This window comes from Pseudomonas sp. MWU12-3103b, assembly GCF_023100615.1.
Lineage (GTDB): Bacteria > Pseudomonadota > Gammaproteobacteria > Pseudomonadales > Pseudomonadaceae > Aquipseudomonas > Aquipseudomonas putida_A.
Window position 1 is genome coordinate 128,054 of the sequence record NZ_JALMEY010000001.1, and the last position, 11,444, is coordinate 139,497.

Consider the following 11,444-nt stretch of genomic DNA (forward strand, 5'->3'; position numbering starts at 1 on the left):
GCAAGAATGGCTAAGGTATTCGCGATAGCGAACCAGAAGGGTGGTGTGGGCAAGACCACCACCTGCATCAACCTCGCAGCATCTCTGGTCGCGACCAAGCGCCGGGTGCTGTTGATCGATCTCGATCCACAGGGCAACGCCACCATGGGTAGCGGTGTGGATAAACATGGCCTGGAAAACTCGGTCTACGACCTGCTGATCGGCGAATGCGATCTGGCCCAGGCCATGCACTATTCCGAGCACGGCGGTTATCAACTGCTGCCGGCCAACCGCGACCTGACCGCGGCAGAAGTGGTTCTGCTGGAAATGCAGATGAAGGAAAGCCGTCTGCGCAGCGCGCTGGCGCCGATCCGTGAAAACTACGATTACATTTTGATCGACTGCCCGCCGTCGCTGTCGATGCTCACATTGAACGCACTGGTCGCCGCTGACGGGGTGATTATCCCCATGCAGTGCGAATACTTTGCGCTCGAAGGCTTGAGCGACCTTGTGGATAACATCAAGCGCATCGCCGAACTGCTGAACCCCAACCTCAAGGTCGAAGGTCTGCTGCGCACCATGTACGACCCGCGGCTGAGCCTGATGAACGATGTTTCGGCGCAGCTGAAGGAACACTTTGGCGAGCAGCTGTACGACACGGTGATCCCGCGCAACATCCGCCTGGCCGAAGCACCGAGCTACGGTATGCCGGCACTGGCCTACGACAAGCAATCGCGCGGCGCGCTGGCCTATTTGGCCCTGGCGGGCGAGATGGTTCGCCGTCAGCGCAAAAATTCACGCATCGCCGCTGCCCAGCCAACTTAAGGAATCCCCATGGCCGTCAAGAAACGAGGTCTCGGACGTGGACTGGATGCACTGCTGAGTGGTCCGACCGTCAGCGCGCTGGAAGAACAGGCGGCGCAGGCCGATACCCGTGAACTGCAACACCTGCCGCTGGACCTGCTGCAGCGTGGCAAATACCAGCCACGCCGCGACATGGATCCGCAAGCGCTGGAAGAGCTGGCGCAGTCGATCAAGGCGCAAGGCGTGATGCAGCCGATCGTGGTGCGCCCGATTGGCGGTGGCCGTTTCGAAATCATCGCCGGCGAACGCCGCTGGCGCGCCAGCCAGCAGGCCGGCCAGGAAACCATCCCGGCGATGGTCCGTGATGTGCCGGATGAGACCGCGATCGCCATTGCGCTGATCGAGAACATCCAGCGTGAAGACCTGAACCCGATTGAGGAAGCCGTCGCCTTGCAGCGTCTGCAGCAGGAATTCCAGCTCACTCAACAGCAGGTGGCCGAGGCTGTGGGTAAGTCCCGCGTGACTGTGGCTAACCTGTTGCGACTTATTGCACTGCCGGAAGTCATCAAGACCATGCTGTCCCACGGTGACCTGGAAATGGGTCATGCCCGTGCTTTGCTCGGTCTGCCGGACAATCAGCAGGTGGAAGGGGCGCGACATGTTGTCGCACGCGGCCTGACTGTGCGCCAAACCGAGGCACTGGTTCGTCAGTGGTTGAGTGGCAAACCGGAGCCTGTGGAAGCGGCCAAACCCGACCCGGATATCGCCCGGCTCGAACAGCGTCTGGCCGAGCGCCTAGGCTCTGCGGTGCAGATTCGCCACGGCAAGAAGGGAAAAGGTCAGCTGGTGATCGGTTACAACTCCCTCGATGAGCTTCAAGGTGTGCTCGCACACATCCGCTGAAACATTTCCTCATGTAGCGCGCAGTCGGAAATCACTACCTGACAGTTGAATAGGGGCAGAACCGCCCCTATACTCTGCGCGCATTTTGTCGGCACAAATTATGCCAAGTTATTGAATTCTGGCAGCCGACCATTGGAGAGCAAACGTGATGGAAACCCGCAAGCCAAACCGCCTGCCGTTCCATCGCCTGGCGGTTTTTCCGGTGTTGATGGCTCAATTTGTCATTTTGCTCATTGCCGCTTTGGCGCTCTGGCAATGGCACGGAGTCGTTGCCGGATACTCGGGACTTTGCGGAGGCCTGATAGCCTTGCTGCCCAATGTTTATTTCGCTCACAAGGCATTTCGGTTTTCCGGCGCCCGAGCAGCCCAGTCCATCGTCCGGTCATTTTATGCCGGCGAGGCAGGCAAACTGATTTTGACGGCAGTGCTGTTTGCACTGGTGTTTGCAGGTGTGAAGCCATTGGCGCCGATCGCAGTATTCGGCGCTTTCGTGCTGACTCAGTCGGTCAGCTGGTTCGCTCCCCTGCTGATGAGAACAAGACTTTCGAGACCTTAGGGCGTTTGAGGCAACCATGGCAGAAACAACCGCTTCGGGCTATATCCAGCACCACTTGCAGAACCTGACCTTCGGTCAGCTACCTAACGGCGGCTGGGGCTTTGCCCATACCGCAGCAGAAGCCAAGGAAATGGGCTTCTGGGCTTTCCACGTCGATACCCTCGGCTGGTCGGTCGCGCTGGGTCTGATCTTCGTTTTCCTTTTCCGCATGGCGGCAAAGAAAGCAACATCGGGTCAGCCAGGTGCTTTGCAGAACTTCGTTGAAGTATTGGTCGAATTCGTCGATGGCAGCGTGAAAGACAGCTTCCATGGCCGTAGCCCGGTGATCGCACCGCTGGCACTGACCATCTTCGTCTGGGTGTTCCTGATGAACGCCGTCGACCTGGTACCGGTCGACTGGATTCCTCAGCTGGCCATCCTGATCACCGGCGACCACCACATCCCGTTCCGTGCCGTGTCGACCACCGACCCGAACGCGACCCTGGGCATGGCGTTCTCGGTTTTCGCACTGATCATTTTCTATAGCATCAAGGTCAAGGGCATCGGCGGCTTCATCGGCGAACTGACCCTGCACCCGTTCGGCAGCAAGAACATCTTCGTTCAGGCCCTGCTGATCCCGGTGAACTTCCTGCTGGAATTCGTGACCCTGATCGCCAAGCCGATCTCTCTGGCCCTGCGTCTGTTCGGCAACATGTATGCCGGCGAGCTGGTGTTCATTCTGATCGCTGTGATGTTCGGCAGCGGCCTGCTCTGGCTGAGTGGCCTGGGCGTTGTTCTGCAGTGGGCGTGGGCTGTGTTCCACATCCTGATCATCACCCTGCAGGCGTTCATCTTCATGATGCTGACCATCGTCTACCTGTCGATGGCGCACGAAGAAAACCATTAAGAGCAGCCTCGGCTGATCTGATGTCCCTCCCGGTCAAACGGGAGGGGGCTCTTAACCGGGCCTCTGAAACGATTTGTTTTACCGCTTTAATCTAAAAAACCTAAACCATACGACGTAAAAGTCGGGAGGAAAGATGGAAACTGTAGTTGGTCTAACCGCTATCGCTGTTGCACTGTTGATCGGCCTGGGCGCACTGGGTACCGCAATTGGTTTCGGCCTGCTGGGCGGCAAGTTCCTGGAAGGCGCAGCGCGTCAGCCAGAAATGGTTCCAATGCTGCAAGTTAAAATGTTCATCGTTGCCGGTCTGCTCGACGCCGTAACCATGATCGGTGTTGGTATCGCTCTGTTCTTCACCTTTGCGAACCCGTTCGTTGGTCAGATCGCTGGCTAATTACCCGGATTCTTCCGAGTAATTTGGTGTGATGGACAACGTAACTGCGAGGTGTTGGCGTGAACATTAATGCGACCCTGATTGGCCAGTCCGTTGCGTTCCTGATTTTTGTACTGTTCTGCATGAAGTTCGTATGGCCTCCGGTCATCGCTGCTCTGCACGAACGTCAAAAGAAGATCGCTGATGGTCTGGACGCTGCCAGCCGTGCAGCTCGCGACCTGGAGTTGGCCCAAGAGAAAGCGGGTCAGCAACTGCGCGAAGCGAAAGCTCAGGCAGCTGAAATCATCGAGCAAGCCAAGAAACGCGGTAACCAGATCGTTGAAGAGGCTGTTGAAAAAGCCCGTATCGACGCTGACCGTGTGAAGGTTCAGGCTCAAGCCGAGATCGAACAGGAACTGAACAGTGTCAAAGACAAGCTGCGCGCCCAAGTGGGCTTGCTGGCTGTCGGCGGCGCCGAGAAGATCCTGGGTGCCACAATCGATCAAAACGCGCACGCAGAGCTGGTTAACCAACTGGCTGCTGAAATCTAAGCGAGGGCGATCATGGCAGAACTGACCACGTTGGCCCGACCTTACGCTAAGGCGGCCTTCGAGCACGCTCAGGCCCACCAGCAACTGGCCAATTGGTCAGCCATGCTCGGCCTGGCTGCAGCGGTGTCGCAAGACGACACCATGCAGCGCGTGCTCAAGGCCCCGCGACTGACGAGCGCAGAAAAGGCCGCCACGTTCATTGACGTGTGCGGCGACAAGTTTGATGCCAAGGCACAGAACTTCATCAATGTCGTTGCCGAAAACGACCGTCTCCCGCTTCTGCCGGAGATCGCCGCTCTGTTCGACCTGTACAAGGCCGAACAAGAGAAGTCGGTAGACGTTGAAGTGACCAGTGCTTTTGCATTGAACCAAGAACAGCAAGACAAACTCGCCAAGGTTCTCAGTGCACGACTCAACCGGGAAGTGCGCCTGCAAGTTGCGGAGGATGCTGCCCTTATAGGGGGTGTCGTTATCCGCGCCGGCGACCTGGTTATCGATGGCTCGATTCGCGGCAAAATCGCGAAACTTGCCGAAGCATTGAAATCTTGAGTTTGAAGGGGCAGCAGAGCAATGCAGCAACTCAATCCTTCCGAAATAAGTGAAATTATCAAGGGCCGCATCGACAAGCTCGATGTGACCTCCCAAGCCCGTAACGAAGGCACTGTCGTCAGCGTATCTGACGGCATCGTGCGGATTCACGGTCTGGCCGACGTCATGTACGGCGAGATGATCGAGTTTCCGGGCGGCGTCTACGGTATGGCCCTCAACCTGGAGCAAGACTCCGTAGGTGCCGTTGTACTGGGCGCATACACCAGTCTGGCTGAAGGCATGAGCGCCAAGTGCACCGGCCGCATCCTCGAAGTTCCGGTGGGTAAGGAACTGCTGGGTCGCGTAGTCGATGCACTGGGTAACCCTGTTGACGGCAAAGGTCCACTGGGCAACACCTTGACCGACGCGGTCGAGAAAGTTGCACCGGGCGTGATCTGGCGTAAGTCGGTAGACCAGCCTGTACAGACTGGCTACAAGGCTGTCGATGCCATGATCCCTGTCGGCCGTGGCCAGCGTGAGCTGATCATCGGTGACCGTCAGATCGGTAAAACCGCTCTGGCGATCGACGCGATCATCAACCAGAAAGACAGCGGCATTTTCTGCGTCTACGTAGCGATCGGTCAGAAGCAATCGACCATCGCCAACGTGGTTCGCAAGCTGGAAGAAAACGGCGCCCTGGCCAACACGATCATCGTGGCTGCCAGTGCTTCGGAATCTCCTGCGCTGCAATTCCTGGCACCGTACTCCGGTTGCACCATGGGTGAATTCTTCCGCGACCGCGGTGAAGACGCGCTGATCGTTTATGACGATCTGTCCAAGCAAGCAGTGGCTTACCGCCAGATTTCCCTGCTGCTGCGCCGTCCACCAGGCCGTGAAGCTTACCCAGGCGACGTGTTCTATCTCCACTCCCGTCTGCTGGAGCGCGCGTCCCGCGTTTCGGAAGAATACGTAGAGAAGTTCACCAACGGCGCAGTGACCGGCAAAACCGGTTCCCTGACCGCACTGCCAATCATCGAAACCCAGGCTGGCGACGTTTCCGCGTTCGTTCCGACCAACGTGATTTCCATCACCGACGGTCAGATCTTCCTGGAATCGGCCATGTTCAACTCGGGCATCCGCCCTGCAGTGAACGCCGGTGTTTCGGTATCCCGTGTGGGTGGTGCCGCTCAGACCAAGATCATCAAGAAGCTGTCCGGTGGTATCCGTACCGCTCTGGCTCAGTACCGTGAACTGGCGGCATTCGCCCAGTTCGCTTCTGACCTGGACGAAGCGACCCGTAAGCAACTTGAGCATGGTCAGCGCGTTACCGAGCTGATGAAGCAGAAGCAATACGCACCAATGTCGATCGCTGACATGGCGCTGTCGCTGTATGCCGCTGAGCGTGGGTTCCTGACTGACATTGAAATCGCCAAGATCGGCAGCTTCGAACAAGCGCTGATTGCTTTCTTCAACCGCGATCACGCCGATTTGATGGCCAAGATCAACGTTAAAGGTGACTTCAATGACGAAATCGACGCTGGCATGAAAGCCGGTATCGAGAAGTTCAAGGCCACCCAAACCTGGTAAGCCGCAGCGGGAGCCGCAAGGCTCCCGCTTGCTAACCTGATAGGTGTTACATGGCAGGCGCAAAAGAGATTCGCAGTAAGATTGCGAGCATCAAAAGCACGCAAAAAATTACCAGCGCCATGGAAAAAGTGGCGGTGAGCAAAATGCGCAAGGCACAAATGCGCATGGCAGCCAGCCGTCCTTATGCGGAGCGTATCCGCCAGGTAATTGGGCATCTGGCCAACGCCAACCCGGAATACCGCCACCCGTTCATGATCGACCGTGAAGTAAAGCGCGTCGGTTATGTCGTCGTGAGCAGTGACCGTGGTTTGTGCGGCGGCTTGAACACCAACCTGTTCAAGGCCCTGGTCAAGGACATGGCGGTAAACCGCGAAAACGGCGTCGAGATTGATCTGTGTGTAGTCGGTAGCAAGGGTGCGGCCTTTTTCCGCAACTTCGGCGGTAACGTCGTTGCAGCTATCAGCCACCTGGGTGAAGAGCCGTCGATCAATGATTTGATCGGCAGCGTCAAGGTGATGCTGGATGCCTACCTGGAGGGCCGTATCGATCGCCTGTCCGTGGTATCCAACAAGTTCATCAACACCATGACACAACAGCCTACCGTGGAGCAGTTGATTCCACTGGTGGCAACCCCGGATCAAGAACTCAAGCACCACTGGGACTACCTCTACGAACCAGACGCCAAAGAGCTGCTTGACGGCTTGATGGTGCGCTACGTGGAGTCGCAGGTGTACCAGGCGGTGGTCGAGAACAACGCGGCTGAACAAGCTGCGCGGATGATCGCGATGAAGAACGCTACCGACAACGCCGGTGATTTGATCAGCGATTTGCAGCTGATCTACAACAAGGCGCGTCAGGCTGCGATCACCCAAGAGATCTCGGAAATCGTCGGCGGCGCTGCCGCGGTTTAACGGTTCAAATATTCAGAGGATCCAGCTATGAGTAGCGGACGTATCGTTCAAATCATCGGCGCCGTTATCGACGTGGAATTTCCACGCGACAGCGTACCGAGCATCTACAACGCGCTGAAAGTAGTCAGCGCGGCCGAAACCACTCTGGAAGTTCAGCAACAGCTGGGCGACGGCGTGGTTCGTACCATTGCGATGGGTTCCACCGAGGGCTTGAAGCGCGGTCTGGAAGTTACCGATTCCGGCGCAGCCATCTCCGTACCGGTCGGTAAAGCGACTCTGGGCCGGATCATGGACGTTCTGGGTAACCCGATCGACGAAGCCGGTCCAATCGACACCGAAGAGCGCTGGGGCATTCACCGCGCAGCACCTTCGTTCGCTGAGCAAGCAGGCGGCAACGACCTGCTGGAAACCGGCATCAAGGTTATCGACCTGGTTTGCCCGTTCGCCAAAGGCGGTAAAGTCGGTCTGTTCGGTGGTGCCGGTGTAGGCAAAACCGTAAACATGATGGAACTGATCCGTAACATCGCCATCGAGCACAGCGGTTATTCCGTGTTCGCCGGTGTGGGTGAGCGTACTCGTGAGGGTAACGACTTCTACCACGAGATGAAGGACTCCAACGTTCTGGACAAAGTGGCACTGGTTTACGGTCAGATGAACGAGCCGCCGGGAAACCGTCTGCGCGTAGCCCTGACCGGCCTGACCATGGCCGAGAAGTTCCGTGACGAAGGTAACGACGTTCTGCTGTTCGTCGACAACATCTACCGTTACACCCTGGCCGGTACTGAAGTATCCGCACTGCTGGGCCGTATGCCTTCGGCAGTAGGTTACCAGCCGACCCTGGCTGAAGAGATGGGCGTTCTGCAAGAACGTATCACTTCGACCAAAGAAGGTTCGATCACCTCGATCCAGGCGGTATACGTACCTGCGGATGACTTGACCGACCCGTCGCCAGCGACCACCTTCGCCCACTTGGACGCTACCGTCGTTCTGTCCCGTGACATCGCTTCCCTGGGTATCTACCCAGCGGTAGATCCACTGGATTCGACTTCGCGCCAGCTGGATCCGAACGTAATCGGTCAGGACCACTACGACACCGCTCGCGGCGTTCAGTACGTTCTGCAACGTTACAAAGAGCTGAAAGACATCATCGCGATCCTGGGTATGGACGAGCTGTCGGAAGCCGACAAACAGTTGGTTAACCGTGCTCGTAAGATCCAGCGCTTCTTGTCGCAGCCGTTCTTCGTGGCTGAAGTCTTCACCGGTGCTTCGGGTAAATACGTTTCCCTGAAAGACACCATTGCTGGCTTCAAAGGCATCCTCAACGGTGACTACGACCACCTGCCAGAACAAGCGTTCTACATGGTTGGCGGCATCGAAGAAGCGATCGAGAAAGCCAAGAAACTGTAATCCCGGCGCCCGGCAACGGGCGCTAATTTAGGTTGAGGCAATCAGATGGCTATGACAGTCCATTGCGATATCGTCAGCGCGGAAGGGGAAATCTTTTCCGGCCTGGTCGAGATGGTGATTGCGCACGGTGCACTGGGTGATCTTGGTATCGCTCTGGGTCACGCGCCGCTGATCACTAATCTGAAGCCAGGTCCGATCCGCCTGATCAAGCAAGGCGGGGAAGCCGAGGTGTTCTACATCTCCGGTGGTTTCCTCGAGGTTCAGCCGAACATGGTCAAGGTGCTTGCCGATACCGTGCAACGTGCCGCCGACCTGGATGAAGCTCAAGCCCAGGCAGCTCTCAAGGCTGCCGAAGCTGCTCTGCACGAGAAGAGCGCAGATTTCGACTACGGAGCTGCGTCCGCACGTCTGGCCGAGGCTGCAGCTCAGCTGCGCACCGTCCAGCAGATCCGCAAGAAGTTTGGCGGTTAATCCGTCAGCCACTTGTTGTGCGATTGATAAAAAAGGGTAGCCTCGGCTACCCTTTTTTCTTTTCCGATTTTTACAACCCGGTCGCAGTTGCTGACCACCCAGGATTGGTAGCCAGTCATGTCTCTCGAAATCGTTATCCTCGCGGCCGGTCAAGGCACCCGTATGCGTTCGGCGTTGCCGAAAGTGCTGCACCCGGTAGCCGGCAATTCCATGCTTGGGCATGTTATCCACAGCGCACGGCAGCTCGATCCACAGCGCATTCATGTGGTGATCGGCCACGGTGCCGATGTGGTGCGTGAGCGTCTGGCGGCTGACGATTTGAATTTCGTGCTGCAGGACCAGCAATTGGGCACTGGTCATGCAACGGCTCAGGCTGTGCCGTTCATCAGCGCCGACACCGTGTTGATCCTCTACGGTGACGTGCCATTGATCGAGGTCGAAACCCTGCAGCGCCTGCTTAAACATGTCGTACCGGGGCAGATGGGCCTGTTGACCGTCGAGCTGGAAGATCCGACCGGTTACGGCCGCATCGTGCGTGATGCTGACGGCAAGGTCGCAGCCATCGTTGAGCACAAAGATGCCAGCGAAGCCCAGCGCGCAATCACCGAAGGCAACACCGGCATCCTCGCCGTCCCGGCCAATCGTCTGGCCGACTGGATGAGCCGCCTGTCGAACAACAATGCCCAGGGTGAGTACTACCTGACCGACGTGATCGAAATGGCGGTCAGCGATGGTTTGGTGGTGGCCACTGAACAACCGCACGACCCGATGGAAGTGCAGGGCGCCAATGATCGTAAGCAACTGTCCGAGCTCGAGCGACATTACCAGCTGCGCGCCGGCCGCCGGCTGATGGCGCAAGGCGTGACCCTGCGTGACCCGGCGCGTTTCGATGTGCGTGGCGAAGTCACCGTCGGTCGCGATGTGCTGATCGACATCAACGTGATTCTCGAAGGTAATGTTGTCATCGAGGACGACGTGGTGATCGGCCCGAACTGCGTGATCAAGGACAGCACCCTGCGCAAAGGCGTGGTGATCAAAGCCAACAGCCACATCGAAGGTGCGATTCTTGGCGAAAGCAGCGATGCCGGTCCGTTCGCCCGTCTGCGTCCAGGTACCGTTCTGGAAGCGCGCGCGCATGTGGGTAACTTTGTCGAACTGAAAAACGCGCGCATGGGCGAGGGCGCCAAGGCCGGGCATCTGACCTATCTGGGCGACGCGGAAATCGGCGCCCGCACCAACATTGGCGCGGGCACCATTACCTGCAACTACGATGGCGCCAACAAGTGGAAAACCGTGTTGGGCGAGGACGTGTTCATCGGCTCCAATAACTCGTTGGTGGCACCTGTGGATATCTCTTCCGGGGCAACCACCGCGGCTGGTTCGACCATCACCCAGAATGTGGATAACGCCCAGTTGGCCGTTGGTCGGGCGCGGCAAAAGAATATCGATGGCTGGAAGCGCCCTGAGAAGATCAAGAAAAGCTGAGTTATCCACAGCTGCACTTATTGCTTGAATCCAAATGTGGGAGCGGGCTTGCTCGCGAATGCGGTGTTTCAGTTTCACATTTCAGTGACTGACCCTCCGCATTCGCGAGCAAGCCCGCTCCCACATTCGTCTGGGTCGTTTCTAAAATTTTCGATCTGTCGCTTGACGATTTATGGCCAATAGGTTTTGATTGCTTCCGTTATCTTTCGAATCGAAACTTAAGCCGCCATGTCGAAACGCAACACACCCCAGCGCCGACACAATATCCTCGCCTTGCTCAATGAGCAGGGCGAAGTCAGTGTGGATGAACTGGCCAAGCGCTTCGAAACTTCTGAAGTTACGATTCGCAAGGATCTGGCCGCACTGGAAAGCCATGGTCTGTTGCTGCGCCGTTACGGCGGGGCGATCACCATGCCGCAGGAATTGGTCGCTGAACCGGGCCAAAGCGTTTCAAAGTACAAACAGGCGATTGCCCGCGCCGCCGTCAAACGTATCCGCGAGCACGCCCGCATCATCATCGACAGTGGCAGCACCACTGCGGCGATGATTCCCGAGCTTGGCCAGCAGCCGGGTCTGGTGGTGATGACCAACTCCCTGCACGTGGCCAACGCCTTGAGCGAACTCGAACACGAGCCGGTGCTGCTGATGACCGGCGGCACCTGGGATCCGCATTCGGAGTCCTTCCAGGGCCAGGTGGCCGAGCAGGTACTACGCTCTTACGACTTCGACCAGTTGTTTATCGGCGCCGATGGCATCGATCTGGTGCGCGGTACCACCACGTTCAACGAGTTGCTTGGCCTGAGCCGGGTGATGGCCGACGTGGCGCGTGAAGTCATCGTGATGGTCGAGGCCGACAAGATCGGCCGCAAGATTCCCAACCTGGAGCTGCCGTGGAGCAGCGTCCATACCCTCATTACCGATGATCGCCTGCCACAAGAGGCCCGCGATCAGATACAGGCCCGCGGTATCAGCGTGATTTGCGCGGCTGTCAGTCAGGAGAAATAAG

Annotated in this window: 13 protein-coding genes; all 13 read left to right on the plus strand. The window is 57.7% G+C overall.

The features are described 5' to 3' along the window. The first annotated feature begins 6 nt into the window (after nt 1-6). The 13 genes from M0808_RS00640 to M0808_RS00700 all read left to right on the plus strand — a co-directional run bounded on the left by M0808_RS00640 (nt 7) and on the right by M0808_RS00700 (nt 11,443). Nucleotides 7-804, plus strand: coding sequence for a ParA family protein (locus tag M0808_RS00640; RefSeq protein ID WP_003229787.1), 798 nt, complete (start codon nt 7-9; stop codon nt 802-804). 9 nt (nt 805-813) lie between these two features. Then, on the plus strand, nt 814-1,686 hold the full coding sequence (locus tag M0808_RS00645) for a ParB/RepB/Spo0J family partition protein (protein WP_007960777.1): 873 nt from the start codon (nt 814-816) through the stop codon (nt 1,684-1,686). A 148-nt stretch (nt 1,687-1,834) separates the two neighbouring features. Continuing rightward, nucleotides 1,835-2,242 (plus strand): F0F1 ATP synthase subunit I, encoded by a 408-nt coding sequence (locus M0808_RS00650; protein ID WP_003229783.1) that lies wholly within the window; start codon nt 1,835-1,837, stop codon nt 2,240-2,242. A 16-nt stretch (nt 2,243-2,258) separates the two neighbouring features. After that, nucleotides 2,259-3,128: a F0F1 ATP synthase subunit A gene (gene atpB / locus M0808_RS00655; RefSeq protein ID WP_007960779.1), complete on the plus strand. Its 870-nt coding sequence runs from the start codon at nt 2,259-2,261 to the stop codon at nt 3,126-3,128. 133 nt (nt 3,129-3,261) lie between these two features. Next, nucleotides 3,262-3,519 carry a F0F1 ATP synthase subunit C gene (gene atpE, locus M0808_RS00660; protein WP_003097235.1) on the plus strand — a complete coding sequence of 86 codons (258 nt, stop codon included), beginning with the start codon at nt 3,262-3,264 and terminating at the stop codon, nt 3,517-3,519. A 59-nt stretch (nt 3,520-3,578) separates the two neighbouring features. Continuing rightward, the gene (locus M0808_RS00665) at nt 3,579-4,049 is read left to right on the plus strand and encodes a F0F1 ATP synthase subunit B (protein WP_011336718.1); all 471 of its coding nucleotides are present in this window, start codon (nt 3,579-3,581) and stop codon (nt 4,047-4,049) included. A gap of 12 nt (nt 4,050-4,061) precedes the next feature. After that, entirely contained in the window at nt 4,062-4,598 is a 537-nt protein-coding gene (locus M0808_RS00670; protein ID WP_007911956.1) for a F0F1 ATP synthase subunit delta, read from the plus strand. A gap of 21 nt (nt 4,599-4,619) precedes the next feature. Then, nucleotides 4,620-6,164 carry a F0F1 ATP synthase subunit alpha gene (atpA, locus tag M0808_RS00675; protein ID WP_047596971.1) on the plus strand — a complete coding sequence of 515 codons (1,545 nt, stop codon included), beginning with the start codon at nt 4,620-4,622 and terminating at the stop codon, nt 6,162-6,164. A gap of 50 nt (nt 6,165-6,214) precedes the next feature. Next, the gene (gene atpG, locus M0808_RS00680) at nt 6,215-7,075 is read left to right on the plus strand and encodes a F0F1 ATP synthase subunit gamma (RefSeq protein ID WP_010565870.1); all 861 of its coding nucleotides are present in this window, start codon (nt 6,215-6,217) and stop codon (nt 7,073-7,075) included. 27 nt (nt 7,076-7,102) lie between these two features. Continuing rightward, on the plus strand, nt 7,103-8,482 hold the full coding sequence (atpD, locus tag M0808_RS00685; protein ID WP_027610292.1) for a F0F1 ATP synthase subunit beta: 1,380 nt from the start codon (nt 7,103-7,105) through the stop codon (nt 8,480-8,482). 45 nt (nt 8,483-8,527) lie between these two features. Beyond that, nucleotides 8,528-8,953 (plus strand): F0F1 ATP synthase subunit epsilon, encoded by a 426-nt coding sequence (locus tag M0808_RS00690; RefSeq protein WP_007954164.1) that lies wholly within the window; start codon nt 8,528-8,530, stop codon nt 8,951-8,953. 117 nt (nt 8,954-9,070) lie between these two features. Beyond that, complete coding sequence (gene glmU, locus M0808_RS00695; RefSeq protein ID WP_247839495.1) at nt 9,071-10,438, plus strand: bifunctional UDP-N-acetylglucosamine diphosphorylase/glucosamine-1-phosphate N-acetyltransferase GlmU; 1,368 nt, start codon at nt 9,071-9,073, stop codon at nt 10,436-10,438. A 228-nt stretch (nt 10,439-10,666) separates the two neighbouring features. Then, nucleotides 10,667-11,443, plus strand: coding sequence for a DeoR family transcriptional regulator (locus M0808_RS00700; protein ID WP_098966413.1), 777 nt, complete (start codon nt 10,667-10,669; stop codon nt 11,441-11,443). Nucleotide 11,444: the final 1 nt, after the last annotated feature.